The sequence below is a fragment of the Phyllobacterium zundukense genome (assembly GCF_002764115.1).
Taxonomy (GTDB): Bacteria; Pseudomonadota; Alphaproteobacteria; order Rhizobiales; family Rhizobiaceae; genus Phyllobacterium; species Phyllobacterium zundukense.
In genome coordinates, this window is sequence record NZ_CP017940.1 from 1,345,016 (window position 1) to 1,370,443 (window position 25,428).

At 58.3% G+C, this 25,428-nt stretch carries 34 protein-coding genes; 16 read left to right on the forward strand and 18 right to left on the reverse strand.

Annotated features, from left to right (window positions below):
* The first annotated feature begins 59 nt into the window (after nt 1-59).
* Nucleotides 60-248 (forward strand): DUF3008 family protein, encoded by a 189-nt coding sequence (locus BLM14_RS06555; protein WP_099998643.1) that lies wholly within the window; start codon nt 60-62, stop codon nt 246-248.
* A gap of 30 nt (nt 249-278) precedes the next feature.
* On the opposite strand, the gene BLM14_RS06560 is transcribed toward BLM14_RS06555, so the two are convergent.
* Complete coding sequence (locus tag BLM14_RS06560) at nt 279-1,301, reverse strand: extensin family protein (RefSeq protein WP_099998644.1); 1,023 nt, start codon at nt 1,299-1,301, stop codon at nt 279-281.
* A gap of 296 nt (nt 1,302-1,597) precedes the next feature.
* On the opposite strand from BLM14_RS06560, the gene rpsD reads away from it, so the two are divergent.
* The 3 genes from rpsD (at nt 1,598) to ttcA (ending at nt 4,173) form a co-directional block, all read left to right on the forward strand.
* Nucleotides 1,598-2,215, forward strand: coding sequence for a 30S ribosomal protein S4 (gene rpsD / locus BLM14_RS06565; protein WP_099998645.1), 618 nt, complete (start codon nt 1,598-1,600; stop codon nt 2,213-2,215).
* A gap of 74 nt (nt 2,216-2,289) precedes the next feature.
* A complete protein-coding gene (locus BLM14_RS06570) occupies nt 2,290-3,219 on the forward strand; it encodes a glutaminase (RefSeq protein WP_099998646.1) in 930 nt (309 codons plus the stop codon).
* 108 nt (nt 3,220-3,327) lie between these two features.
* A complete protein-coding gene (gene ttcA, locus BLM14_RS06575) occupies nt 3,328-4,173 on the forward strand; it encodes a tRNA 2-thiocytidine(32) synthetase TtcA (RefSeq protein ID WP_099998647.1) in 846 nt (281 codons plus the stop codon).
* 87 nt (nt 4,174-4,260) lie between these two features.
* Here ttcA and BLM14_RS06580 read toward each other — a convergent pair whose 3' ends face one another.
* The 5 genes from BLM14_RS06580 to purL all read right to left on the reverse strand — a co-directional run bounded on the left by BLM14_RS06580 (nt 4,261) and on the right by purL (nt 8,944).
* Nucleotides 4,261-4,512: a hypothetical protein gene (locus tag BLM14_RS06580; RefSeq protein ID WP_099998648.1), complete on the reverse strand. Its 252-nt coding sequence runs from the start codon at nt 4,510-4,512 to the stop codon at nt 4,261-4,263.
* A gap of 124 nt (nt 4,513-4,636) precedes the next feature.
* A complete protein-coding gene (locus BLM14_RS06585; RefSeq protein WP_099998649.1) occupies nt 4,637-5,842 on the reverse strand; it encodes a multidrug effflux MFS transporter in 1,206 nt (401 codons plus the stop codon).
* A 147-nt stretch (nt 5,843-5,989) separates the two neighbouring features.
* Nucleotides 5,990-6,322 carry a Grx4 family monothiol glutaredoxin gene (gene grxD / locus BLM14_RS06590; RefSeq protein WP_099998650.1) on the reverse strand — a complete coding sequence of 111 codons (333 nt, stop codon included), beginning with the start codon at nt 6,320-6,322 and terminating at the stop codon, nt 5,990-5,992.
* Between the two features lie 144 nt (nt 6,323-6,466).
* On the reverse strand, nt 6,467-6,700 hold the full coding sequence (locus tag BLM14_RS06595) for a BolA/IbaG family iron-sulfur metabolism protein (protein ID WP_099998651.1): 234 nt from the start codon (nt 6,698-6,700) through the stop codon (nt 6,467-6,469).
* A 12-nt stretch (nt 6,701-6,712) separates the two neighbouring features.
* A complete protein-coding gene (gene purL / locus BLM14_RS06600; protein WP_099998652.1) occupies nt 6,713-8,944 on the reverse strand; it encodes a phosphoribosylformylglycinamidine synthase subunit PurL in 2,232 nt (743 codons plus the stop codon).
* A gap of 207 nt (nt 8,945-9,151) precedes the next feature.
* Here purL and BLM14_RS06605 point away from each other — a divergent pair, with 207 nt between their 5' ends.
* The 3 genes from BLM14_RS06605 to BLM14_RS06615 all read left to right on the forward strand — a co-directional run bounded on the left by BLM14_RS06605 (nt 9,152) and on the right by BLM14_RS06615 (nt 10,802).
* A complete protein-coding gene (locus BLM14_RS06605) occupies nt 9,152-9,919 on the forward strand; it encodes an SDR family NAD(P)-dependent oxidoreductase (protein ID WP_100001067.1) in 768 nt (255 codons plus the stop codon).
* 83 nt (nt 9,920-10,002) lie between these two features.
* Nucleotides 10,003-10,329, forward strand: a complete 327-nt coding sequence (locus BLM14_RS06610) for a DUF1330 domain-containing protein (protein WP_099998653.1) — start codon at nt 10,003-10,005, stop codon at nt 10,327-10,329.
* A 176-nt stretch (nt 10,330-10,505) separates the two neighbouring features.
* Nucleotides 10,506-10,802 (forward strand): GIY-YIG nuclease family protein, encoded by a 297-nt coding sequence (locus tag BLM14_RS06615; protein WP_099998654.1) that lies wholly within the window; start codon nt 10,506-10,508, stop codon nt 10,800-10,802.
* 182 nt (nt 10,803-10,984) lie between these two features.
* Here BLM14_RS06615 and BLM14_RS06620 read toward each other — a convergent pair whose 3' ends face one another.
* Nucleotides 10,985-12,397, reverse strand: a complete 1,413-nt coding sequence (locus BLM14_RS06620; protein WP_099998655.1) for an aminotransferase-like domain-containing protein — start codon at nt 12,395-12,397, stop codon at nt 10,985-10,987.
* A gap of 92 nt (nt 12,398-12,489) precedes the next feature.
* Between BLM14_RS06620 and BLM14_RS31705 the strand changes: the two genes are divergently transcribed.
* Nucleotides 12,490-12,723 carry a DUF1127 domain-containing protein gene (locus BLM14_RS31705; RefSeq protein WP_237143474.1) on the forward strand — a complete coding sequence of 78 codons (234 nt, stop codon included), beginning with the start codon at nt 12,490-12,492 and terminating at the stop codon, nt 12,721-12,723.
* A 103-nt stretch (nt 12,724-12,826) separates the two neighbouring features.
* Complete coding sequence (locus tag BLM14_RS06630; RefSeq protein WP_157929486.1) at nt 12,827-13,045, forward strand: DUF1127 domain-containing protein; 219 nt, start codon at nt 12,827-12,829, stop codon at nt 13,043-13,045.
* Between the two features lie 6 nt (nt 13,046-13,051).
* On the opposite strand, the gene BLM14_RS06635 is transcribed toward BLM14_RS06630, so the two are convergent.
* From BLM14_RS06635 to purC, 7 genes are all read right to left on the reverse strand, one after another.
* Nucleotides 13,052-13,468 carry a hypothetical protein gene (locus BLM14_RS06635; RefSeq protein WP_099998657.1) on the reverse strand — a complete coding sequence of 139 codons (417 nt, stop codon included), beginning with the start codon at nt 13,466-13,468 and terminating at the stop codon, nt 13,052-13,054.
* 129 nt (nt 13,469-13,597) lie between these two features.
* Entirely contained in the window at nt 13,598-14,257 is a 660-nt protein-coding gene (locus BLM14_RS06640) for a glutathione S-transferase family protein (RefSeq protein WP_099998658.1), read from the reverse strand.
* 77 nt (nt 14,258-14,334) lie between these two features.
* Nucleotides 14,335-15,003 carry a phosphoribosylformylglycinamidine synthase subunit PurQ gene (gene purQ, locus BLM14_RS06645; RefSeq protein ID WP_099998659.1) on the reverse strand — a complete coding sequence of 223 codons (669 nt, stop codon included), beginning with the start codon at nt 15,001-15,003 and terminating at the stop codon, nt 14,335-14,337.
* Entirely contained in the window at nt 15,000-15,257 is a 258-nt protein-coding gene (locus BLM14_RS06650) for a hypothetical protein (RefSeq protein WP_099998660.1), read from the reverse strand. Before BLM14_RS06650 ends, purQ begins: the two co-directional genes overlap by 4 nt.
* Nucleotides 15,250-15,456 (reverse strand): hypothetical protein, encoded by a 207-nt coding sequence (locus BLM14_RS06655; RefSeq protein ID WP_099998661.1) that lies wholly within the window; start codon nt 15,454-15,456, stop codon nt 15,250-15,252. The genes BLM14_RS06650 and BLM14_RS06655 overlap by 8 nt, the downstream gene beginning before the upstream one ends.
* 20 nt (nt 15,457-15,476) lie before the next feature.
* Nucleotides 15,477-15,716 carry a phosphoribosylformylglycinamidine synthase subunit PurS gene (purS, locus tag BLM14_RS06660; RefSeq protein WP_099998662.1) on the reverse strand — a complete coding sequence of 80 codons (240 nt, stop codon included), beginning with the start codon at nt 15,714-15,716 and terminating at the stop codon, nt 15,477-15,479.
* Between the two features lie 19 nt (nt 15,717-15,735).
* Nucleotides 15,736-16,500: a phosphoribosylaminoimidazolesuccinocarboxamide synthase gene (purC, locus tag BLM14_RS06665; protein WP_099998663.1), complete on the reverse strand. Its 765-nt coding sequence runs from the start codon at nt 16,498-16,500 to the stop codon at nt 15,736-15,738.
* A gap of 317 nt (nt 16,501-16,817) precedes the next feature.
* Between purC and BLM14_RS06670 the strand changes: the two genes are divergently transcribed.
* From BLM14_RS06670 to BLM14_RS06685, 4 genes are all read left to right on the forward strand, one after another.
* Nucleotides 16,818-17,135, forward strand: a complete 318-nt coding sequence (locus tag BLM14_RS06670; protein ID WP_099998664.1) for a DUF1476 domain-containing protein — start codon at nt 16,818-16,820, stop codon at nt 17,133-17,135.
* Nucleotides 17,136-17,258: 123 nt separating this feature from the next.
* Nucleotides 17,259-18,023, forward strand: a complete 765-nt coding sequence (locus BLM14_RS06675) for an HpcH/HpaI aldolase family protein (RefSeq protein WP_099998665.1) — start codon at nt 17,259-17,261, stop codon at nt 18,021-18,023.
* Nucleotides 18,024-18,091: 68 nt separating this feature from the next.
* Entirely contained in the window at nt 18,092-18,346 is a 255-nt protein-coding gene (locus BLM14_RS06680; protein WP_099998666.1) for a type II toxin-antitoxin system Phd/YefM family antitoxin, read from the forward strand.
* A 99-nt stretch (nt 18,347-18,445) separates the two neighbouring features.
* Nucleotides 18,446-18,748: a hypothetical protein gene (locus tag BLM14_RS06685; RefSeq protein WP_237143475.1), complete on the forward strand. Its 303-nt coding sequence runs from the start codon at nt 18,446-18,448 to the stop codon at nt 18,746-18,748.
* 34 nt (nt 18,749-18,782) lie between these two features.
* Here the strand turns inward: BLM14_RS06685 and BLM14_RS06690 are convergent, their stop codons facing one another.
* Both BLM14_RS06690 and BLM14_RS06695 read right to left on the reverse strand, forming a co-directional pair.
* A complete protein-coding gene (locus BLM14_RS06690) occupies nt 18,783-19,331 on the reverse strand; it encodes an RBBP9/YdeN family alpha/beta hydrolase (RefSeq protein WP_099998667.1) in 549 nt (182 codons plus the stop codon).
* Nucleotides 19,332-19,391: 60 nt separating this feature from the next.
* Complete coding sequence (locus BLM14_RS06695) at nt 19,392-20,009, reverse strand: NAD(P)H-dependent oxidoreductase (RefSeq protein WP_099998668.1); 618 nt, start codon at nt 20,007-20,009, stop codon at nt 19,392-19,394.
* A gap of 93 nt (nt 20,010-20,102) precedes the next feature.
* Here BLM14_RS06695 and BLM14_RS06700 point away from each other — a divergent pair, with 93 nt between their 5' ends.
* The 3 genes from BLM14_RS06700 to BLM14_RS06710 all read left to right on the forward strand — a co-directional run bounded on the left by BLM14_RS06700 (nt 20,103) and on the right by BLM14_RS06710 (nt 22,850).
* The gene (locus BLM14_RS06700; RefSeq protein WP_099998669.1) at nt 20,103-20,750 is read left to right on the forward strand and encodes a TetR/AcrR family transcriptional regulator; all 648 of its coding nucleotides are present in this window, start codon (nt 20,103-20,105) and stop codon (nt 20,748-20,750) included.
* Nucleotides 20,751-20,844: 94 nt separating this feature from the next.
* Complete coding sequence (locus tag BLM14_RS06705; protein WP_099998670.1) at nt 20,845-21,828, forward strand: NAD-dependent epimerase/dehydratase family protein; 984 nt, start codon at nt 20,845-20,847, stop codon at nt 21,826-21,828.
* Nucleotides 21,829-22,010: 182 nt separating this feature from the next.
* On the forward strand, nt 22,011-22,850 hold the full coding sequence (locus BLM14_RS06710) for a VOC family protein (protein WP_165788413.1): 840 nt from the start codon (nt 22,011-22,013) through the stop codon (nt 22,848-22,850).
* Nucleotides 22,851-23,293: 443 nt separating this feature from the next.
* On the opposite strand, the gene purB is transcribed toward BLM14_RS06710, so the two are convergent.
* Complete coding sequence (purB, locus tag BLM14_RS06715; protein ID WP_099998672.1) at nt 23,294-24,610, reverse strand: adenylosuccinate lyase; 1,317 nt, start codon at nt 24,608-24,610, stop codon at nt 23,294-23,296.
* A 91-nt stretch (nt 24,611-24,701) separates the two neighbouring features.
* The gene (locus BLM14_RS06720; protein WP_237143477.1) at nt 24,702-25,427 is read right to left on the reverse strand and encodes a DUF2259 domain-containing protein; all 726 of its coding nucleotides are present in this window, start codon (nt 25,425-25,427) and stop codon (nt 24,702-24,704) included.
* Nucleotide 25,428: the final 1 nt, after the last annotated feature.

The window sequence follows — 25,428 nt, forward strand, 5'->3', positions numbered from 1 at the left end:
ACCACCCAACCATCCTTCGCGTTACCCAACCTGTGCAACATTTCACAGGGAGAATGACAATGCCCGCAAAATCCCAGGCTCAGCAGAAGGCTGCCGGTGCGGCGCTTTCCGCCAAGCGCGGTCAGACGAAGACGAGCGAACTCAAAGGTGCGTCGAAGAGCATGTATGACTCCATGAGCGAAAAGCAGCTGGAAGAGTTTGCCGAGACCGATCGCAAGAACCTGCCCAAGAAGAAGACCAAGCACTAATCGGGTTTCAGGGGATTGAGGCGGGCTAAGCTATTGGCAGATGCGCGCCTCGCATTTTCTCCCATGGCAGCCGAGATCGAGATGCAGATTGCTCTGGTGCGCGGCATCGCCGTCCGGACCGATCACCGTCATGAAGCGCTCGCAGCTCGCCTTATGCAGCGACTGCCAAAATGCCTGCTCCTCCGGTTTACCCTTCCATCCTGAGCCGAGTTCCGTCGTTTTGCCGTTCTTGAACTTGAACGCGACAATATCGACCGCATTGGCGAAAGCATGTTCCGAGACGCGGCCCTTGTGACCATTATTGACCTTGCGGCACTGGTAATCCGAGCCGGTGGTGATGCTTTCGATCTCGGCACCGAAATCCTTCTGCGCCTCCTTTTGCGCCTCGACCACCCAGCTCGCCAGTGAACCGGCCATGGCACAATTGGTGGTGACGGGCGCAGCAAACTTCACGGGACTGTCCTTGCCAATGGCGGTGATCTTCAAGGGCGAGCGCTCGCCGCAGACGCCTTCTGACAGTGGCGGAACGATCTCACCCTGAACGTCGCCGTTCATAATAGCGGGACAGGCATTCTGGTAGACGCGGTCGGGCGAAGTCGAGGGATCGGCCTTCTCGATGCTCTCCTCATGCTCAGGCTTCGGCGCGTCCTTCCCGGCTGCATCGGATTTTGGCAGTGGGTTTGGCCCCAATTGCTCGGCGGGTTTTGGCGGCTCGGTGGGCTTCTCCGTCGGCTTCGCTTCCGGTGCAGGTTTTTGTTCGGGCAAGGGCGTCGTCTGCGGATCCGCCTTCTGTATTTCTTCGGCGGGCTTTTCCTCGGGTTTGGGCGCCTCCGGTGAAGCGGCGGCGCGGGGGTTGGCCTCCGGTATCGGCGGGACGGCTGGCAAAGCAACGGCTGGCGGGCGCGGCGCGCGCACGACATTCGTGCGATGTCCACGCCTGTGCCGTGCATCCGCGTCATCAGCAGAACTGATAAGGATCGTGCTTGCAATACAGGCTGTGAGGGATAGAAGAACGATCGTCGAGCAATATGATTGCCGCGAGAATAGGGTCATTACCGGCTCTACTCCTGTTGAGCGTCTACCCTAACGTTTGAATTGCGGCATCGGTTTCAATTTATGTGATCCGCTGAAACATGCGGGCGCCGCTTGACATCACAGAACCTTCACACTAGAAGCCACCCCAGCGCAGGGCCCTACGGCTCTGCGTTTCATTTGACGTGTCCCGTGAGTGATTTCGCAAAGCGTGCGTGAATCATTCTGTCAGTCTTCACAAACAGGAGGCAGAGGAGGGCGCGTTTCCTTGAATCGAAGTGTGAACTTCGATTCGTATTTGTTTGAAAGGAAATGCGATGAGCAAGCGCGAATCGTCCAAGTATAAAATTGACCGCCGTCTTGGCGAAAACATCTGGGGCCGTCCGAAGTCCCCTGTAAACCGTCGTGAATATGGCCCAGGCCAGCACGGTCAGCGCCGCAAGAGCAAGCTGTCCGATTTCGGTGTACAGCTGCGCGCCAAGCAGAAGCTCAAGGGCTTCTACGGCGACATTTCGGAAAAGCAGTTCCGCAAGACCTATGAAGAGGCTTCGCGCCGCAAGGGCGATACCGGCGAACAGCTGATCGGTCTGCTCGAGTCGCGTCTGGATGCGATCGTGTACCGCGCCAAGTTCGTTCCGACGATCTTCGCAGCGCGTCAGTTCGTCAACCACGGCCACGTCAACGTCAACGGCCGCCGCACCAACATCCAGTCCTACATCTGCAAGGCTGGCGATGTGATCGAAGTGCGCGAGAAGTCGAAGCAGCTCGTGATCGTTCTGGAATCTGTTCAGCTGGCTGAGCGCGATGTTCCTGAATATCTCGAAGTCGATCATAACAAGATGGTTGCCAAGTACACCCGCGTTCCGGCCTTCTCCGATGTGCCATACGCTGTACAGATGGAACCGAACCTGGTTGTCGAATTCTATTCGCGTTAATCAGTTCTGAGTTTAAGAAAGGCCGCCCGGAGAAATCTTGGGCGGCTTTTTTTTGGCCTAACCGGAGCCCGGGCATGACTGATCTTCAGGATGTCGTTGACAGTGTTTATCATGATCTTGCCGACAGGATCGGCGAGGGCAAGCTGGCGGATTATATTCCGGAGCTCGCGACGATCGATCCTAAGCAGTTCGGCATCGCGCTGGTAACGACCGACGGCACGGTCCACGCGGCTGGTGACGCTGAAACCAGTTTTTCGATCCAGAGTATCTCAAAGGTCTTCACGCTGACTCTGGCGCTCGGCAAGATCGGCGATGGGCTGTGGAAGCGCGTCGGGCGCGAACCATCGGGCAATGCCTTCAATTCCATCGTCCAGCTCGAACAGGAAAAGGGCAAGCCACGCAATCCCTTCATCAATGCCGGCGCAATCGCCGTTGCGGATGTGGTTCTGGCCGGCCACCTTCCCAAGGAGGCCATCGGCGAGATCGTGCAATTCATTCGCCATCTTGCCGATGATGAGAGCATCGCCATCGATCACAATGTCGCCCGCTCCGAGACGCAGACCGGCTATCGCAACGTGGCGCTGGCCAATTTCATGCGGGCTTTCGGCAACCTCAATCATCCCGTCGAGCATGTGCTCGGCGTCTATTTCCACCATTGCGCCATTGCCATGTCGTGCCGTCAGCTTGCCCATGCCGGGCTCTATCTCGCTTCCGCCGGCCGCAATCCTCTCAGTGGCGGCAGCGTCGTATCGTCCAGTCGCGCTCGCCGTATCAATGCGCTGATGCTGATGTGCGGGCATTATGACGGCTCCGGCGACTTTGCCTACCGCGTCGGCTTGCCGGGGAAGAGCGGTGTTGGTGGTGGCATTCTCGCCATTGCTCCGGGCAAGGCTTCGATCGCTGTGTGGTCGCCGGGGCTGAATGAGAACGGCAATTCGCTGCTGGGCTCAGCGGCGCTGGAACTGCTGGCACAGCGCACCGGCTGGTCGGTGTTTGGGCAGTAGCAATTCCAGGAAAAGTGGGAACCGGTTTTCCGTCCGGAATTGCGAAAAGCTTAGAAGCTCTTGCGTTCTGGTCGGCCCCGAGTCAATGAAACATCATGAGGTGTTCATATGACCATTCATGAGCCAGATCTAAGCGACGCAGGCGGTTGCCACCCGATGTTCCTCGGCGTGCCGTCCAATGTCGAGTTCAACAAGCTGCGCAAGCGGCTGCTGCGCAACACGCGGCAGGCGCTCGAGGATTTCGCCATGGTCAAGCCTGGCGAGCGCTGGCTGATCGGCCTTTCCGGCGGCAAGGATTCCTACGGGCTTCTCGCGCTGCTGCTTGATCTCAAATGGCGCGGGCTCCTGCCGGTGGAATTGCTCGCTTGCAATCTCGACCAGGGCCAGCCGAATTTCCCAAAACACATCCTGCCGGATTACCTCAAGGCAAACGGGATCGAGCACCGCATCGAATACAAGGACACCTATTCGATCGTCACTGACAAGATTGCGGAAAACCAGACCTATTGCTCGCTTTGCTCACGGCTGCGGCGCGGCCATCTGTATCGCGTGGCGCGCGAGGAGGGCTGTTCGGCGCTGGTGCTCGGCCATCATCGCGAGGACATTCTCGAAACCTTCCTGATGAACCTCTTCCATGGCGGACGGCTCGCCGCCATGCCGCCGAAGCTGCTCAATGACGAGGGCGATCTGATGCTGCTGCGGCCCTTGAGCTATTGCGCCGAGGACGATCTGGAGAAGTTTGCAGCGGCCATGCAGTTCCCGATCATCCCCTGCGACCTTTGCGGCAGCCAGGATGGGCTGCAGCGCAACATGATGAAGGCCATGCTTTCCGATATCGAAAAACGCATGCCGGGCCGCAAGGAGATCATGATCCGCGCGCTGGCCAATACGCGCCCGAGCCATCTGCTCGACCGCAAGATATTCGATTTTGCCGGGCTTGTGGCGGGTCAGTAATAAGCGCTTTATTTCGTTGAGTGATTGCGGGTTTAGTCACCACGTGTGACGAACTCGGCAAAGGTGCGCGCGAAAATACTATCGAGATCAGGGGAATAGTTTTACGATGGCCGCGATGGCTGCGATTGTTGCTACGGACGTCCCGAAGAAAAACGCGCCCATGCGCACTGTAAGACGAAGCGTTAGCAGCTCCAGCGCGGTGTTGAGATCAGATTTCGTTACCAGTTCGGGCATGATGAAATCCCTTGCGGCTTCTGCCTGCACCTTGGCGTGAGCGGGGCTGAACCCGCCCTGTTCCAAACGCAGCGCATAACCCAATGTATCAAATGAGATTGTCATAGTCAGCCCTTCAGAATACCGGATGTTAGGCCATAGATTTGCAGCCAGCAATTCAACCAAAGTTGGCAGTAGCGGCAATAGCGGAGCTCCAAACGATGCGGCGTCGTCGCTGCCGGCTCCGTGCTCACACCGGCCTGTTATGCGGCTGGAACAATTTCCCTCGTTCTGCGATCAGCACGAAGATCAGGCCAATCAGCGACAGGAAGAAAAAGCCTGCGACCAGCGGAAGTGTCGTGCCGTCATAGGCCTGACCGATCAGCGCGCCGATGGCGCCGCCGCCTGCCGTGCTTGTGAAACCGAGGACGGAAGATGCCGTACCTGCCACGTGACCAAGTGGTTCCATCGCCAGCGAGTTGAAGTTGGAGCCGATCCAGCCGAACTGGAACATCGCCAGGGAGAACAAGATCATATAAAGGGCGAAGGGTGTGGGCTGCGGCCCGAACAAGGTCAGCAGCAACCAGAGTCCGTTGATGCCCAAGAAAGCAAGAAGCGCGCCGTGCGACAGGCGCCGCATGCCGAAACGCCCGACGAACCGCGAATTCACGAAGGACGAAAATGCCATCGTGATCGCGACAGCGGAAAATGCGACGGGGAACCAGATACCCATATCGTAGATGCCGACATAGATCTGCTGCGCCGAATTGATGAAGCCGAACAGCGCGCCGAAGATGAATGAATTTGCCAGGGTATAGCAAAGCGCCACGCGATTGGTGAGAACGATCCTGAAGCCCTGCGCCACTGATTTCAGCGTGAACGGACGCACGTCGGCCGGGTCCAGCGTTTCAGGCAGGCGGATATAGACCCAGACAAGCACGGCGCTGGCGATGGCAGCCATGAAGATGAAGATCAGGTGCCAGTTGCCGAACAGCATCACTGCCTGGCCGGTACCCGGCGCAATGACCGGGACGATCATGAACACCATCATGATCAGCGACATGACTTCGGCCATCATCCGCCCGCCATAGACGTCGCGGACGATGGAAATGGTAATGACGCGCGTCGCAGCCGAGCCGATGCCCTGCAGCAGCCTGAAGAACAGCAATGACGTGAAACTCGGAACGAAAACGCAGGCGATTGCCGAGATGATGTAGACCACCAGCCCGGTAAACATCGGCACCCGCCTGCCGAAGCGATCGGAAAGCGGGCCATAGAACAGTTGCGAAAACGCAAAGCCCATCAGATAGGCCGAGATCACATATTGCCGGTGGTTTTCGCTGGTCACGCCGAGGCTGGCGCCGATCTGCTGCAGGCCCGGAAGCATGATGTCGATGGCCAGGGCATTGATTGCCATCAGCATCGCCATCATGGCGATGAATTCAACCTTGCCCATCCCCCTCAGACGAGGAGCGGACGTATTTGTAGCGGCATCCATGATCAGACCTGCAAAAAATCAAACAAAGACAAAGGCGTCGGAACGGCCGACGCCTTTAGAAAGAGATTCCGGATTTCCCCGGAACCATTTGAACTTATTGCGTAATCAGGCTGCCTTGGTGGCAACGCCCTTTTCGCTCAGGAGGGTCTGCAATTCGCCTGCCTGGAACATTTCGCGGATAATGTCGCAACCGCCGACAAATTCACCCTTCACGTAAAGCTGCGGGATGGTCGGCCAGTTGGAGTAATCCTTGATGCCCTGGCGCAGGTCATTGGAGGAGAGAACGTTCACACCCTTGTAGTCGACGCCGATGTAATCGAGGATCTGCACGACCTGGCCGGAAAAGCCGCATTGCGGAAAACCGGGAGTGCCCTTCATGAAGAGTACGACGTCGTTGCTCTTGACTTCATTGGCGATGAATTCGTTGATACCGCTCATTTCGGGTCCTTTCGCAGCCGCGAGGGGAGGAATCGCGGCTAAAAAAATGCTTGCGAGGCCATTTTACCTCATCTCTTTGCCCAGAAAAAGCACGATGGGCGCGCGAACGCAAGACAATCTGTCGTGCAGCACCGACTCGGAGCGTTACTCCGGCGCGCTGGTCTGCAAGGCGAGGGCATGCAGCACGCCGCCCATATTGCCCTTCAGCGCGTCATAAACCATCTGGTGCTGCTGCACGCGCGACTTGCCGCGAAAGCTTTCCGCGACAACTTCGGCGGCATAGTGGTCACCATCACCCGCGAGATCGCGGATTGTTACCTTTGCATCCGGAATGGCGTCTCGAATCATTTTTTCGATGTCGCGCGCGTCCATTGCCATCTCGTTCTCTCCTCAGGCGGCCTGTATTTTATCGTCCGCCCGACCACTCATATAGTCAGGGAACCACGATTCGTGTGCTTTTGTCAGGTCTGCTACAGATATGGAGAGTAGACGCCCGATCGTCAATGCACTGCCGCCAACTGTCCCGAGCTTGCGGAAGGGAATACCGCAGCCTTCTGCATTCAGCGTGATGATATTGGCCATCTCCGGCGAAGCAGCAACGAGATAGCGCGCCTGGTCCTCACCGAAGAGCAGGGCATGGGGTGTGGTCCCGCCGATTTCGACGGCCGCCCCCTTGGCTGACGCCATGCACATCTCCGCCAGCGCAATCGCAAGGCCGCCATCGGACAGATCGTGGCAGGCTGTTACCTGTTCGTTGCGGATGGCGGAGCGCACGAAATTGCCGTTGCGCTTTTCCGCTGCAAGATCAACCGCCGGAGCAGGACCATCGGCACGGCCATGCAGGTCGCGCAAATAGATCGACTGGCCGAGATGCGTACCATCGCCGCCGAGCAGGATCAGCACGTCGCCGTCGCGCATGCCGCCGATCCTGGCAGTCTTTGTCCAGTCGGGGATCAGCCCCACGCCGGCAATGGTCGGTGTCGGCAGGATCGCCTGGCCATTGGTCTCGTTGTAGAGCGAGACATTGCCCGAAACGATCGGGAAGGCGAGCGCACGGCAGGCATCGCCGATGCCGCCAACAGCCTTGACCAGCTGCCCCATGATTTCCGGCCGTTCCGGATTGCCGAAATTGAGATTGTCGGTCGCAGCCAGCGGTTCTGCGCCAACGGCGGTCAGGTTGCGCCAGCATTCGGCGACAGCCTGCTTGCCGCCCTCGTAAGGGTCGGCCTCGCAATAGCGCGGCGTGACGTCGGAGGAAAAGGCCAGCGCCTTGCTCCGGTGGCCCTCGACACGCACGACTCCGGCGTCGCCGCCGGGAAGCTGCAGCGAATTGCCCTGGATCAGCGTGTCATATTGCTCATAGACCCAGCGGCGCGAGGACAAGTCGGGTGAGCCGATCATCTGCAGCAGCGCTGCGCCGTAGTCCGCGACTTCCGGCACATTGGTGGCGGGGAGCGGCGCATGCTTGCCCGGCTCCATCCAGGGCCTGTCATATTCCGGTGCCTGGTCGCCGAGATCCTTGATCGGAAGATTGGCGACTTCCTCGCCGTCATGCAGCACACGGAAGCGCAGATCGTCGGTCGTATAACCGACAATGGCGAAATCCAGGCCCCATTTCCTGAAGATGCCTTCAGCCTCTTCTTCCTTTTCAGGGCGCAGCACCATGAGCATGCGCTCCTGGCTTTCGGACAGCATCATCTCATAGGCGGTCATGCGCTCTTCGCGCACTGGTACGGAATTGAGATTGAGCTCGATGCCGAGATTGCCCTTGGCGCCCATTTCCACGGCCGAGCAGGTGAGGCCGGCCGCCCCCATGTCCTGGATGGCGATGACAGCCCCGGAAGCCATCAGTTCGAGTGAGGCTTCGAGCAGGCATTTTTCGGTAAAAGGATCGCCAACCTGAACAGTCGGGCGTTTTTCGTCAATCGATTCGTCGAATTCTGCCGATGCCATGGTCGCGCCGCCGACGCCATCGCGGCCGGTCTTGGCACCGAGATAAACGACAGGAAGGCCGATGCCCTTGGCTTCCGAAAGGAATATCGCATCGGTCTTGGCAAGACCGGCAGCAAAGGCATTGACGAGAATATTGCCATTGTAGCGCGCGTCGAAATTGACCTCGCCGCCAACCGTTGGCACGCCGAACGAATTGCCATAACCGCCAACGCCCTCGACCACGCCGGAAACCAGGTGGCGTGTCTTCGGGTGGGCCGGCTCGCCGAAGCGCAGTGCGTTCATCGCTGCGATCGGTCGTGCGCCCATGGTGAAGACATCGCGCAGGATACCGCCAACGCCGGTCGCCGCGCCCTGATAGGGCTCGATATAGGACGGATGGTTGTGGCTCTCCATCTTGAAGACGACGCAATCGCCGTCGCCGATATCAACGACGCCGGCGTTCTCACCCGGACCCTGGATGACCTGCGGTCCGGTGGTCGGCAGCGTGCGCAGCCACTTCTTCGAGGATTTGTACGAACAGTGCTCGTTCCACATGGCTGAGAAGATACCAAGCTCGGTGAAGCTCGGCTCGCGCCCGATCAGGTCGAGGATGCGTTGATATTCGTCCGGCTTCAGCCCGTGTGAAGCAACGAGTTCCGGTGTGATCTTGACAGTATTGGAAATGGTCATGGGTCCTGGAATATCCGTGCGCGGTTCGACTAGCTCACCATGAGGGGCGGCTTTTGCCCCTCTTTAACGCATGTAGTGCTGCGGCGCGACAGGAAAATGGGCGGAATCAACAGAGAGGCTTGCGGATGCGGAATGCCGCCCTTGTCCGGTGCATATGCCGGGCATAAGGTTTGCTTTCATGCAGCTTTTGATGCGGAGGAAATCGAAATGACGGGCAGACTGGCGGGCAAGGTGGCTATCATTTCCGGGGGCGCGACCGGGATGGGCGGTGCGGCATCGAAGCTCTTCGCCGCCGAGGGCGCGAAGGTGGCAATCGTCGACCGCAACGAACAGGCGGCCGCAGCGACAGTGTCGGAGATCGTTGCTGCCGGCGGGCAGGCCGCGTATTTCGTTGCCGATGTTTCGGATGAGGGGCAGGTGCAAAAGGCCGTCGCAGGCGTGGCGCAGAAATTCGGCAGCATCACCGTGCTTTTCAATCACGCTGGCACCATCGTCATCAAGCCGTTCCTGGAAACGACGCTCGAAGAATGGGATTGGCTGCACGCCGTCAATGTGCGCTCGATGTATTTGATGACGCGCGCCGTCATTCCTCACATGCTCGAGGCCGGTGGCGGCTCCATCGTTTGCACTTCGTCCATTTCGGCTGTCGCGGGGACGCCGATGGAAGTTCTTTACGATACGACCAAGGGCGCCTGCCACATGTTCGCGCGGGCCATTGCCGTGGAATTCCGCGACCGCAACATCCGCTGCAATGCCGTCTGCCCGGGCTTCATCCGGACGCCGCACGGCCTGCGCGAGGTGGATGAATTGGAAAAGATGGGCGTTGATGTCTCGGAGGCGGCTATGACCGCGGCGCAGGGGCGCATCGGCGAGCCGGAGGAGGTGGCCCGTGCCGCCCTATTCCTTGCCAGCGACGAGGCGAGTTTCATTACCGGCACGCATCTCTTCGTCGATAATGGGTTTACGGCGATCTAGCCCAGTTCAGTTCTTGAACTGGAACTTTCAGCTTTCTCATGTGAGACTGTTGTGGGCACTGCACATGAACATCTGGAGTAGACATGACGGCTTTTATCATCGCAGACGTCAAGGTGACTGATGACAAGTGGGTACCGGAATACGCAGCCGCGGTGCACGATATCGTGCACAAACATGGCGGCAAGTATCTGTCACGCAGCGGCGATATCAAGGTGCTGGAAGGCAAGCCGCTAGATACGACCCTCATCGCCATTCTGCAGTTTCCGAACGCGGAAGCAGCCGAAGCCTTCGCCAACGACCCGGAATACGCCCCATATGCCAAGGCTCGGCAGGATGGCAGCGATAGCCGTTTCCAGCTGATCGACGATACCGATATAGCCGGAACGATACCGTATCTTGGCAAGGGGTGAGGATGCTATCAGGCTGCTGACTGAGATGAGTTGTCAAACGCTGCGTTAAGGCAGTGGGATAACCGCAATCAATACCACGCACATGGAATCCTATCAATAGAGTGCTTCCGACTTTCGTGGAATTGTCCGATTGTTCGAACTTTCTTATGATCTCGTGATTTCAATACGAGGTCGAAATGGAGGTCACAGTCTATATTCTCCGTTGTGCAGACGGATCCTATTACACCGGTCTCACCAAGCAGGATATCGAGGCACGCGTTTGGGAACATAACGCTGCAATTTACGATGGCTATACAAGACATCGTCTGCCCGTGGAGCTTGTTTTCACTGAGACTTACGATCGCATTCTCGATGCGATAGTACGTGAACGGCAGATCAAAGGGTGGTCGCGTGTGAAGAAACAGGCACTTATCGCGATGAATTATGAAGGATTGCCTGAACTGTCCAAGAATCGCTCAAAACGCTCCGGATAAGTTCCCGTTCATGTGCGTGGTTCGACAAGCTCACCATGAGGGACGTTGGTAATTGCAGGGAGTCAAGTTCTGCAACGTTGGCGATTATCCTTACAGCCACCAACTTCCCTCATGGTGAGCTTGTCGAACCACGCACATGGCATTGATCTCAAATGCGCGTTCGGATTTCGGTCGTTCATCCCTCAAGAATAACTGTCATAGCTCGCATTGTCTGTTTCCATGAGCCGGCGCAGGATGGTGAAGCCTTGTTGCAGTTCTTCCCTCGTTCTCGGCACAGTGAGGCCAAGGCGCACGCCATGGAATACCTTCTCGGTACGGCCCGGTTTGAATTCGTCCTCGTCGTCGATCAGCACGCCCTCATTGAGCGCGGCGTTCTTGAAGGTGCCGGAGAGCCAGGGGTCCGGCAGTTTCATCCACAGGAACGGCGACAGGGGTTGCGAGATGAAATCCATGCCGGCAAAGGCTGACCGGGCGATGGCCTCGCGCGCCCTGACTTCCGTCTGGACCTTGGCGCGGATCGTGTCGGCTTCGCCGCAATTGACGATCTGCGCGCCAAGCTCTGCCATGATGAAGGGCATCCCGCCGCTGACCATCTTGTGGGCGGTGAGAACACGCGCTGCAAGGTGGGGAGGGCAGGCGACCCAGCCGCCGCGAACGCCTGCGGCGACGGATTTCGACAGGCCGCCAATGTGGAACGTGCGTTCCGGCGCCAGGTTGGCGATCTTGACGTGATCGTGCCGCGTGAGCGATCCGTAGATTTCGTCCTCTATGATCCAGACATTGTAGCGCCGGGCAATCTCGACGATGGCGCGGCGATGTTCTTCCGGCATGGTGGTGGCAGTCGGATTGTGCAGCGATGGCATCAGGAAGACCAGCTTCGGGTGCTGCTGCGCGCAGTGCCGCTCGAAATCATCGGGCGTCAGGCTGCCATTCTGCGTCTGCATGATGACGCTGCGGCGACCCATGAGATTGACGCTGCGCGCCGCCGAACAATAGGTCAGGTCCTCGAAGGCAATCCTGTCTCCGGGAACGGTAATTGCGGCAATCACTGCCAGTATTGCCGAATGCGCGCCGAGCGTCGGCACGATGCAGGACGGGTCCGGCGTCCAGCCCGCGGCGGACAGCCATTTGCTGCCAGCCTGCTGCCAAGATGCGGGCAGGGTGCGTGAATAGCTGGCAATCTCGGTTGGGTACTGCTTGCTGATCTGCGCCAGCAACCGTTCCATCGTGCCGGATTGTCCGACCTCGATTGCTGCCGTGCTGTCCATGCGAATCTTGCCGGGCGTGGCGACCGGGCCGCGTGTGCCGCCAAACGGTTCCGTCTGCGGTGGGGGCACCAGCGACGTCTCCTTGTGATCGGTCACATAGGTTCCTCGCCCCACCTCGCCGCTGACGAGGCCACGTTCGCGGATGAGATTATAGGCACGGCCCACCGTGCCGATGGTTACGCCAATGTCGAAGGCGAGATTGCGCTGCGGCGGCAGTTTCGTGCCAGGAGCCAGAATACCCTCGGAGATGTCGGATTCAATTCGTTCCGCCAGCCGCAGGTAAAGCGGGCCTTTGCCGTGTTCAAGATCAGGAAGCCAATTTGTCATGGTGACAATTATAATATTGCGATTCCAATTGAGTCAATTCATAAAACAATCGCATGAAATAAGAGTCAATTGACCTCCCAAGGACAAAGACAATGAGTACAATCGATACAATCAGAAGATGCGATGGCTCGGAGAGTCACAAGGCATCGAGCGAAACGGGCGGATTGTTCCACACAATCTCTGCAATGTTCGGCTGGTTTGGCAATGCAATGCTCAAGCGCCGGACGCGTCTGCATCTCAGCGAGCTTAGCAATGACCTGCTTGACGATGTCGGCATTGAGCCCGCAGAGGCCCGGCGCGAGATCAAGCGTTTCTTCTGGGACTGAATCCTGAAGGGCGAGCCCGGCGAAACGGTGCTGTGGCACCATCTTGCGAAGGCTTGCTCTGATACCAATATGAAATTCAACAGATAGTCACATGGAGGCGAGTATGGGCCCGATGTATGTTGATCCCCACAAGGCCGCTCATCCAGGCCTGACACATTTTGTTCACAACGCAACGGTCTGCCGCGTTGCCGGCTGGCTGGAAAATGCGGCGATGAAGCGCCGCACCAGGCTTGAACTTGGTTCGCTCGGAGAAGACGGTCTGAAAGACCTCGGCTTGACGCGCGACCACGTCGAAGCCGATCTGGGCAATTATTTTTCCTGAGTACCTTTAGCCGCTGGCCGAGCAGGACGATTGTCCGCCGGCCCAGCGGCGAACGTCGGCCGCGATGCGATTGCCGGCGGAATGGCTCATGAGCGGACCGAACGCCTCGACCTTGGCCGGGTTGCCTTCGGCGTGAACGACGAGAAGCGGGCGGCCGCCGGGGTTGCTCGCCGGTACGACAAGAATGCGTGGCCGTCCCGAAAAGGAATTCAGTTCCGGCGCCAGACGATAGGGCTTGAAGCTTGAATCGCCCGATTTGAACCAGCAATTATTCGCGGCGATCGCCACGCGCTCCATGGTCGGCAGCGCGGCTTTTTCCGAATTGAAAGCCAGGCCACCGGGCCCGGGCTTGCTCTTCGTCTGGCACCCGGCAAGCGCCGCGAGCGCGATCATTACGGCTATACCGATTGTCGGCGTCTTCATGCATTATCTCCACTGCTGCGCCGTGCGCCCTTTGGCGCACAAAGGACGCAGCAGCATTTTTAAAATGTGCACATGATGCCTGCCAAAACCGGTTCCGATTTTGGGGGTTGTGCGTTGGGCTGGGGGCGATCAGGCGGACTCGAGTTCACCCTCGAACACTTTGAGGCCGTCCGTCATCTCGTACCAGACCAGCGATAGCACCGGATCCTGAACAATAAGTTGCTGATAGGCATCAAATTTCGGATAGGGGTCGAGCAGGTCTTCGCGGCCTGACATCTTGCGGAAATTGTTAAAGACGAAGCGGGTCGGCGTCAGCCACGCGTCGGCCAATGTCATCTGGTCGCCCAGTGCGTAAGGGCCGTGACCGAGACGTTTTTCGGTTTCCGTCAAGCCAATTTCCATCTGCTTGAACAGCTTGGAAATCCGCGCCTCGTCCTTCGACTTGCGATAGATGACTTCGAACAGTTCCATCACCGGGGTCAGGACCTCGAGCTCGGCAGCGCGCGCTGTCATGCGCACGATGGCGCGATCACGGGAATCGGCCGGCAGCAGGGATGGTTCGGGAAAATGTTCTTCCAGATACTCGGCAATCACCGATGCCTCGACGATGGTAAGGCCGGAACCGGTGATCAGCACGGGTATACGATTGAACGGGGAGATCGCGCGGAACTCTTCCGGGATCGGAAAGCCCTGCGGCGGCGCGACGATCTTGATTGGCGCTTGCTTGTAGTAGGCGATGCAGCGGACGATGGAGGAATAAGGGGATAGCGGCCGCGAATAAAGTTTCATTGAGCGTTCCTCCGTTTGAGCGCCGTTTCAACGCACTCCCCATTGAAACGGCATTTCTCAAACGTATAGGATTCTGCTCAGGCGGCAACCCCGAGAATGCCGGCAAACAGTGCACGGCCGTCGGTTCCACCGTGAGCCGCTTCGATCAGGTTCTCCGGATGCGGCATCAGGCCGAGAACATTGCCGTTTTCGTTGATGACACCGGCAATGTCATTGATCGAGCCATTCGGGTTGGTGCCTTCCGCATAACGGAATACCACCTGGCCATTGCCCTCGATACGCGCCAGCGTCGCTTCATCGGCAAAGTAATTGCCGTCATGATGAGCGACGGGGCTGCGGATGATCTGGCCATGCGAATAACCGCGGGTGAAGGCGGTATTGGCGTTCGTCACTTCGAGCTTCACCTCGCGGCAGACGAATTTCAGCGAGGCATTGCGCATCAATGCGCCGGGGAGGAGGCCCGCTTCCACCAGGATCTGGAAGCCGTTGCACACCCCCATCACCATGACGCCCTTGTCGGCTTTCTCGCGGATCGCCTGCATGACCGGCATGCGCGCGGCAATCGCGCCGCAGCGCAGATAGTCGCCATAGGAGAAGCCGCCGGGAATGACGATCAGATCGACATCGGGGATTTCCGTGTCTGTCTGCCACACCGTGTGCGGCTCGACGCCGGAGATCTTCGTCAGCGCCGCAATCATGTCGCGGTCGCGGTTGAGGCCGGGAAGGAGGACAACTGCTGATTTCATGGGTGTGGTTCAAACCTTGCTTGTGCTTCTGCGAGTTCCCGAAGTTCGAGACGGTTTTCGATACGGTCGAGGCGATCGTCGTGCTGATGCATCATTGTGTAGATGTTATTGATGTCGCTCTGGCAAGCTTGAATCAACAGACGCAGGGCACCGGTTTCATTTCGTAAATCCCTAATCCCTGAATCAGCTTTGTCGACGCGATGATGAAAGCGGCGCAGAAGTTCTTGAATAAATTCCTGTGTCGCCTCAGACATGGTTAGCCTCAATGCTTTCGAAGCGATCTCCGAACAGTCTCTTCTTCAAAGCATCGTTTTTGGCTTGCCCTGCTGCAAGTTCTTTATTGGTCTCCCGCATGAAGGACACGAGTTCCTGCAGGTCTTCCAGGGTTTCTTGCAGGCGCTTATCAAGTTCAAGGATCTCTTCGTAGATCATTTCGTTGGTGATGGTGCCCATGGCGAATCCCTAAAAAGTCATCAATCAATCGCCACACTGTAATCTTCAATCACCGTATTTGCGAGGAGCTTTTCGCACATCGCCTTGAGGTTCGCCTCGGCCTTGGAGCGGTCTGTCGTGTCGAGTTCGACGTCGAAAACCTTGCCCTGGCGCACGGAGCCGACGCCATCGAAACCAAGACTGCCCAGCGCGCCGACAATTGCCTTGCCCTGCGGGTCAAGAACGCCATTCTTCAAGGTTACAGTGACACGTGCCTTCATCGACTTGTTTTCTCCAGTGCTATTTGACCAGGACGGGCCCGGCCGGGCGCGTCGGTTCGTTTTCATTCATGATGCCGAGACGGCGTGCAACTTCCTGATAGGCCTCGATCAGCCCGCCCATATCGCGGCGGAACCGGTCCTTGTCCATCTTCTCGGCGGTCTGGCTGTCCCAGAGGCGCGCGGAATCCGGCGAGAACTCGTCGGCAAGGACGATACGCATCAGGTCGCCCTCGTAGAGACGGCCGCATTCGATCTTGAAGTCGACGAGCTGGATGCCGACGCCAAGAAACAGGCCGCTCAGGAAATCATTGACGCGGATGGCCAGCGCCATGATGTCGTCGATTTCCTGCGGGGCGGCCCAGCCAAAGGCGGTGATGTGCTCTTCCGACACCATCGGGTCGTCAAGCTCGTCATTCTTGTAATAGAACTCGATGATCGAGCGGGGCAGCACAGTGCCTTCCTCGATGCCGAGGCGCTTTGCCAGCGAGCCGGCGGCGATATTGCGCACGACGACCTGGAGCGGAATAATCTCGACTTCCTTGATCAGCTGCTCGCGCATATTTAGGCGGCGGATAAAGTGCGTCGGAATCCCCATGCGGTTGAGCTGGCTGAAGATATATTCGGAAATGCGGTTGTTCAGAACGCCCTTGCCGTCGATGACTTCAGTCTTCTTCGGGTGTAGCACGGTCGTATCGTCTTTGAAGTGCTGGACGAGTGTGCCTGGTTCTGGTCCTTCGTAAAGGATCTTTGCTTTGCCTTCGTAGACACGGCGGCGACGGTTCATTGCGGATTCTCTGGTATTGGAGTTATCGGTCGGCCCCGGTTCTTACGCGTGCCATCATGTTGGCGCGCTAACTATCTTAATTGCAAGCATTCTACAATGATCCTTTATGGAGGTCCCCCGTTTTATGGGGTATACGGGGTATGTGGTGGTTCTACGACAATGTGTTCCAGGGTGTATAATTTGAGACTTTCGATTTTCTGGAGAACGATTATATGAAACTGAAGAACTATAAACATTGGGGATTTGCCTGAAAAATGCCCAACGTCCCAATGTAGACTAGCGTGGAAGTAACCGATCATTTGCGGGAGCAAGAGAGGATGACAATGGAAGATCGCAAGAACGCCTTTGAAAACAAGTATGCGCACGACGCAGAAGTGCGTTTCAGGGCGGAAGCACGGCGGAACAAGCTTCTCGGCCTTTGGGCGGCGGAACGGCTCGGCAAGACCGGCGAAGAGGCCGAGGCCTATGCGAAGGAAGTCATCAAGGCGGATTTCCAGGAAGCCGGTGACGATGATGTCTTCCGCAAGATCCGCGCCGATTTCGATGCGGCTGGCGTCGACAAGTCCGACCATCGCATCCGCCGTACCATGGAAGAACTGATGATCGAGGCTATTCGCCAGATCGAAGGTTCCTGAAACGCCTGTGAGTTTCTATCGGGAGCCCGGCCATCGCGCCGGGCTTTTTGTTTTCAATGGCACCCTTGACCGGCCCTCATTCCCGTTCCCATACTGCCCGAAACACCACACAGGAAACCAATCATGTCGCTTGCATCGCGCCTCAGGGCTGGGGAAACCATCTATTCGGCCTGGTCGAACCTGACCGACCCGCTTGTCATGGAAGCGCTGTGCCGGACGCCGCTCGATGCGATGCTGCTCGACATGCAGCATGGCGCGCATGATACAGCGAGCATTGTGGCATTGACCGGTATCATCCGGGCTGCCCAAAAACATACGCTGGTGCGCGTTCCCGTCGGACGTTTCGACATGGCGAGCCGTGCGCTCGATATGGGTGCCGAAGCGGTTATCGCGCCGATGATCAACAGCGTCGAGGATGCACGCCGTTTTGCGGCGGCGATGAAATACCCGCCGCTGGGCGAGCGCTCCTGGGGCCAGCTGCGCGGCCGTCCCGGCAGCTATGGCGCGGGCGGCTCCGGCAGTTATTTGCGCGAGGTCAACGAAGCGACGCTTTCCTTCGCCATGATAGAGACCCGGGCTGCCTATACGGCGCTCGACGATATATTGGCGGTCGATGGCATTGACGGCGTCTTTGTCGGCCCGTCGGATTTCTCCATAGCGTGGAGCAACGGGGCGGAGGTGGATGCCGGTTCCGAAGCCATCATTGAGCCGCTGACGCAGATTGCAGCCAAGGCCAAGGCCGCAGGCAAGCTTTGCGGCATCTACGCTGCGACGCCTTCTCTGGCAAAACGCTTCGTTGGTCTCGGCTATACCTATATTCCGCTCAGCGTCGACACCGCTTATGTGACGCTTGGCGTGCAGTCATTGCTGGACGCAGTGAAGGCGTAGCTTCTTATTGACCATTTTAGCTAAAGTAGCTATTTTCCCCAAAACACTCAATTCAAGGAAATGTCGTCATGGCAAGCTTTACGCTTACTGATCTGAGTAACAAATCGGGAGAAGTGATCGAGGCAGCGTTCAATGGACCTGTCGATATTACCAAGCATGGCAAACGCAAATTCGTGTTGCTAACCGCCGATCAGTTTGACCGTCTGAACGGCATTCAGGCTCAACGTGCATTCCGGCCGGACGAATTAACGGTCGAGGAACGTGCGTTCTTCCTGCAAGGTCTTGATGCCATTGCCCACGAGGGCGATCCTTCGGATGACTGAGGCGGTTCACGGTCAGGTCGTCCTCTATTCGTATCTCTGGTCGCGGCAGTACGATCAGGGTGAGGAAAGCGGGGGCGCAAAACGCGGCCAACTTGCATCATGTTGATTATGGCGGGCAAGGATGGCAAACCAACGCCGCTGCTCTTTCCTATCACGAGCCAACCGCCTCGGCCGGATACGCGTGCGGTAGAAATTCCTGAAACTGAAGCTCGCCGCGCCAAGCTCTACACGCCTGCGTGGGTCATCGTCGATGAATTCAACACGGACGATCTGACGACGTCGTATGCGCTGCAGGATTCCAAACCCCTTGGCATTTTTACGCGAAAATTTATGTCTCAGATCGCGGCGGAAGCTGCTTCCGCAATTCGCGCGGGATCAGTTCGCGCTGTTCCACGCCAATAGTCCGATCTGGTGAGGAAACTCGGCAACGATGGCGTCACAACCGCGACAGAAACTGAGCAAACACCATCGAGCCTTCCGGCCAGGGGCCGTGTCCGCTTTCAGAATTGAGATGGCCGCTGTCACCGGCATCGATGATCATTGAGCCCCAGGAAGCGGCGAGATCGTCTGCCACCTCATAGCTGCAATAGTGATCGTTGCGGCTGGCGACGACGATCGAGGGAAAGGTAAAGGGATCGCGCGGGTAGGGGCCGAACGTCATCAGATGCTTTGGCCGGATTTTCGGGTTTGAAACGTCCGGCGGCGTCACCAGGAACGCGCCTTTGACCTTGTCGCCGATTTCCGGGATGGCATGGATGAAGGTCGGCACGCCAAGCGAATGCGCGACGACGACGACCGGGCGCGTTGCTGCGTTGATGGATTTGACCACTTCGGCCACCCAGTCCTCGCGCACGGGTTTCGTCCACTCCGCCTGCTCGACCCGGCGCGCCGTCGAGAGTTTTGACTCCCAGCGCGTCTGCCAGTGATCGGGGCCGGAATTGGTATAACCGGGAACAATGAGAATATCGGCGTCTTTGACTTTCATGCGCCGTATTTAGGAAAAATGGCGAAGGTTCGCAATACGGGAGCGAATGCCAGTCAGAGTTCATGCTGCGTCGGCAGCCTCGCATCGTTGGGGTGCGTTAAAGAGATTGCGGCCAATGGCGCGCGCAGCGTCCAAATGAAAAGCCGGATCCAGCGTTTCCGATTCGAGCAGGAGCTCGGACGTCACGCATGCACCACAATACTCGAAGATCCCATGGTCGATCTGCGTCTTCATGGCGCCGGCATAGCCATGCCGCGCATAGGTTCGCGCGTCGCTGCCTCCGATGCCGACGAGATGAACCCGCAAGTGACGAAGTTTCTTTACCAGCTTGGCGTCCGGGCTGAAGTCGAAAGCCCAGCCATTGGCGAAGACGCGATCAATCCATCCCTTAAGGAGCCCCGGCATGGACCACCAGTAGACGGGAAAGACCAGCACAAGGGCATCGGCGCGATCGATCCTCGCCTGCTCAGCGGCAACATCGGCGGGCGGTGGCGCCAACCGGCGATGAACGGCGAGGTCAGCCGCGGTGAACCTTGGATCGAATGCTTCCGCCATGAGGTCTGCGATTTCGAAGGTATTGCCTGGGGCGGACAGCGATACCCCCTCGGCAACATGCGCAGCGACGGTATGGCTGAGCGACTTGGGATCGGGATGTGCGATGACAATAAGCGCGTGCATGTTGAAAACTCCTGCTGACCGATTGCGGACGAAAGGCGTAGTCTGTATACTTTTAGTAGGCTACGTTTAGTAAGTTACTTTTGGTATATAAGCATGTCAAGCGTTGAAACGAGAGAAATGGCTTCCGGTTCACTGCGGCGCCGCCGCTTGTCGAGGGAGGATCGGCATCGCCAGCTTCTCGATGTCGCATGGCGGCTGGTCCGTGAAGAAGGAACGGAAGCCTTGACACTCGGCCGGGTCGCCGAGCAAGCAGGCGTTGCAAAACCCGTCGTCTACGACCATTTCGGTACGCGGCCGGGGCTGCTCGCGGCGCTCTACCAGGAGTACGATGCGCGTCAGACAGCGCTGATGGATTCAGCGATACAGGCGAGCGAACCGATCCTGGCGGAGAGGGCTGCGGTCATTGCGTCTTCTTACGTGGATTGCGTGATTAGCCAGGGCCGCGAGATACCCGGCGTGAGCGCGGCACTCGCCGGTTCACCGGAACTCGAAAAGATCAAGCGTGCATACGAGATGGCATTCATCGAGAAGTGCCGCATTGTCCTCACCCCATTCGCCGGAGCTGCGGGTGGTATCGCTTCAGCTGCGCTTTGGGCGATGCTTGGAGCAGCCGAGGCTCTGTCCTATGCCGCAGCGACCGGCGATATCACGGCGGCGCAGGCGCAGGACGAACTCTTTGAAACAATCGTCGCAATGGTCGCCAGAAGCGCGCGCAGCGGCACTCGGCCAAACATCGGATAAGAACCCCCGCCCCAGTCAATGGAGATGCCCACCACCTTCACCCCTTGCCATCGCCAGTGCTAGCATCGCGACGATTCCAGTTGCGGAGGCAGGCATGACGATATTGGTCACAGGCAGTTCCGGCCATCTGGGCGAGGCGCTGGTCCGCACCCTGCGTGCCAGGGGGCAGGAGGTCGCCGGGCTCGATATAATAGAAGGTCCGTTCACCACGCATGTCGGTTCCGTTGCCGACCGCACCTTTGTCAAGCATTGCATGGCGGGCGTGAAAACGGTCCTTCATGCAGCGACGCTGCACAAGCCGCATGTCGCCACCCATGCGCGGCAGGATTTCGTCGATACCAATATCACCGGCACGCTCAACCTGCTGGAAGAGGCCGTGGCGGCAGGTGTCTGCTCGTTCATCTATACCAGCACGACGAGTGTCTTTGGCGATGCGCTGGTCCCGCCGGCCGGCGCTCCGGCGGCGTGGATCACCGAGGACGTCCGGCCGATCCCGAAGAACATCTATGGTGTCACCAAAGCGGCCGCCGAAAATCTCTGCCAGCTGTTCCAAAGAAATCAGGGGCTGGCGACGATGGTTTTGCGGACGTCGCGCTTCTTCCCGGAAGAGGACGACGACAGGCATGTTCGCAATGGTTTCGCCGACGACAACATCAAGCTGAATGAATTCCTCTACCGCCGGGTGGATATCGAGGACATTGTCAGTGCGCATCTGCTCGCCGCCGAAAAGGCGCCGGTACTTGGGTTCCGCTGCTATATCATCAGTGCGACCACGCCCTTCACACCGGACGATTTGCCGGATCTGCGCGCTGACGCCCCGCGCGCCGTCCAACGTCACATTCCCGAATATGAGGCGGAATTTGCGCGGCGCGGCTGGAAGATGCTGCCGAGTATCGACCGCGTCTATGTCAACGAACGGGCGCGGAACGAGCTTGGCTGGCAGCCGAAATATGATTTCCGCTTTCTCATCGAGCGTCTGGCTGAGGGCAAGGACATGCGCAGTCCGCTGGCCCAGCAGATCGGCTCAAAGGGCTATCATGCTGAAAGCTTTATGGAGGGACCTTATCCGGTCGATTGAGTTGGTAAACAATCCTCACCCTTCGGTTCACTATTTGTGAACAAGCTGTTCGCTGGCACATGGCTTGTTTCCGGCGTGGATAAATCCGACCTTATGCACAACGAAACAGAAATGTCGCGAAGGGGATACGCATGAAGCTCACACGCCGGGATGTGGTTGGTGGTACCGTGGCCCTCGTAGCGATGGCGGGAAATGCCCGCGCGGAGACAAAGATGGACAAGATTTCCTTTGCAGCGACGGCACCGACCCATGTGTCGAAAGTTGGCATCAAGGCCAAGGATGCCGATGCGCTGTCGAAATATTACCAGGATGTGGTTGGCTTGCGCGAGATATCACGCAAGGGCCAGTCGGTCATTCTTGGCGCAGGTGAAACGCCGCTGCTCGAGATCGAGCAGGCTTCGGCTGTTCGCGCCGACGATCCGCATAGTGCCGGTCTCTACCATACCGCCTTTCTCCTGCCGGCGCGTGCCGACCTTGCCCGCTGGGCGAGGCGGGCCATTGACCAGCGCACGCCGATTGTCGGCGCTTCCGACCATCTGGTCAGCGAGGCGATCTATCTGACCGACCCGGAGGGCAACGGCGTCGAGATCTATGCCGACCGCCCGCATGAAAACTGGAAATGGAACGGCTCATCCGTGCAGATGGGTACCGAGGCGCTGGATGTCGGCAATCTGCTGGGCGAACCCGGCAATGATGTGCCGTGGACCGCTGCACCCGATGGCACGATGGTCGGCCATCTCCACCTGCGCGTTGGCAACGCCAAGGAAGCGGAGAGCTGGTGGCAGAACGAGCTCGGGTTGCAGACGGTTGCAGGGTTCGGCGGCAGCGCTGTATTCATGTCGACTGGCGGCTACCATCACCATGTGGCCGCCAACTCCTGGCAGAGCCGCGGCGCCGGCCGCCGCGACAATGACCGTTCGGGTCTCGCCTGGGCCGAGTTCAGCTCTGCCGATGCAAAGAACGAGCGCGAGATCGTCGATCCCTGGGGCAATGTCATCCGCATCGTGCCCGCAAAGGGTTAGTGAGCGCTTACGCTTTCTGGAGTGGCACCATTATTGTGCGTGGTTCGACAAGCTCACCATGAGGGATGTCGGGATTGCAGGGACCTGAAGCTGCGGGCTTAACTGCCTCGCAGAACGAGGCTCTTATAAAGCCCATTCCGTCCCTCATGGTGAGCTTGTCGAACCACGCACAACGCATTCTATCATTGCGATACTCGCCGGTACGACGCTTCAACCCACTACAACCCCAGCAGGCAAAATCGCCGGAAAATTAATTGAACGCTCGTTCGATTAATTTTCCGGATCGCACCGTTTTTACTGGCGGTTTCTGGCCATTCCCACGAACAAAACCGCTATTCCGACGCAAGTTTTGATCGAATCCGTGCCACTCTCGCACAAGGATAGGCGATTCCTGTGCAAGAATCCGCCAAAATGGCACGGTTTTCTCAACCGCGAGATGCGAATTAGGTGTTGCCAGTTGCGCCAAACACGCGCCTGAAGATCGTATCGACATGTTTGGTGTGATAGCCGAGGTCGAACTTCTCGCGGATCGTCGCCTCCGGCAGTGCCGCCCGGACATCGGCGTCGGCGAGCAGTTCCTCGAGGAAATCCTTGCCGTGTTCCCAGACCTTCATGGCGTTGCGCTGGACCAGGCGATAGGAATCCTCGCGCGAAACGCCAGCCTGCGTTAGCGCCAGAAGCACGCGCTGCGAATGGATCAGGCCACGGAACTTGTTCATGTTTTTCAACATGTTGTCCGGATAGACCAGAAGCTTTTCGATGACGCTGACCATGCGCGCCAGAGCAAAATCGAGGGTAATCGTTGCATCGGGGCCGATCATGCGTTCGACCGAGGAGTGCGAAATATCGCGCTCATGCCAGAGCGCGACGTTTTCCATCGCCGGCAGGGCGAAGGCGCGGACCATGCGGGCGAGGCCGGTCATGTTCTCGGTCAGCACCGGATTGCGCTTGTGGGGCATGGCGGAGGAGCCTTTTTGCCCGGGTGAAAAGTACTCTTCGGCCTCCAGAACCTCGGTACGCTGCAGGTGGCGGATCTCCACGGACAGCCGTTCGATCGATGAGGCAATAACACCCAGGGTTGCGAAATACATGGCGTGGCGGTCGCGCGGAATCACCTGCGTCGAAACCGGTTCCGCCTGCATTCCCAATGCTTTGGCTACATGTTCTTCCACGCGCGGGTCGATATTGGCAAAGGTACCAACCGCGCCGGAGATGGCGCAGGTTGCAATCTCCGCGCGTGCCGCCACGAGGCGGGTACGGCAGCGCTCGAACTCGGCGTAGGCCTGCGCCAGCTTGACGCCGAAGGTGGTCGGCTCGGCGTGAATGCCATGGCTGCGGCCAATGGTGACCGTGTCCTTGTGCTCGAAAGCCCGCTTCTTCAGGGCGGCCAGAAGCTTGTCCAGATCGTCAAGCAGGATGTCGCTGGCGCGCATCAGCTGGACATTGAAGCAGGTGTCGAGCACGTCGGACGAGGTCATACCCTGATGGACGAAACGCGCATCAGGTCCAACGATTTCCGCCAAATGTGTAAGGAAAGCAATGACATCGTGCTTGGTTTCGCGCTCGATCTCGTCGATGCGATCGATGTCGAAAGTGGCCGCGCCGCCCTTTTCCCAGATCGTTTTCGCCGCTTCCTTCGGGATGACGCCGAGCTCCGCGAGGGCGTCGCAGGCGTGGGCTTCAATTTCGAACCAGATGCGGAATTTCGTTTCCGGGGACCAGATGGCGACCATTTCAGGCCGCGAATAGCGCGGGATCATATGTTTTCCTGTCGGCGGTATATTGTGGGCTTGAGGGCGGTCTAGCAGACCGGAGCCGATCACTCAACGCTGCTTTTTGGGCGACTTTTCGCTATCTCCGCTTGGTAACCGCCAGCCAGCGATAATCCGGCCCTTCGAAACCCATTCCACGGACCGCGATCATCACCGCGATCACTGGTTTTCCATTCTCTGGATAGTATGTCTGGACGGCGCCGATGCTGTAGCCCTGCGGGCAGCCGCGGCTCGTTGGAACCGACGTGTCTTCGTGCAGCAATTCGGCCTTGGCGTCCGCCTTGTCTTCGACAAGTGTCAGACGGAAGCCTTTGATTTTACCAATATTTTGGCATGTGTCGCTGGCAGGAACTTCGATCTCTTCAAGCTGCACTGTCAATGCCTGATCGACGGCGGGGAAGACCGGGCGTGGATTGACCTTGACTTTGAATGGATCAGCAGAGAGCTCTGTTACGGGGTTGGCAGCGACCGTATGGCCGGCATTCGCCCGCAGTTCCTCATCGGTCAGCGACGTCACGCCCTGCGCATCCATGCTTGCCTTGTTGCGGGCGTTCTCCAGAGACGAATTTTCATCGTCGAGCCTGACGCGCACCGGTGTCTTGGCGACAAACTTGTCGGTTGCGGTGTCGATATAGAACCGGTTGGCGTAGGGAAAGCCCGAGCCGTCCTGTACGCCGAATTCCTCAAAAGCAAAGACCCCGCCATCCTTGGAAAAGCCAAGAATATCAAGCTTTGCCACGTCTCCGGCTTGTGCCGCTAGCGGCCACGCAGCCAGGAGCAAAGCGAAGAGAGCGCGGCGGAGCATG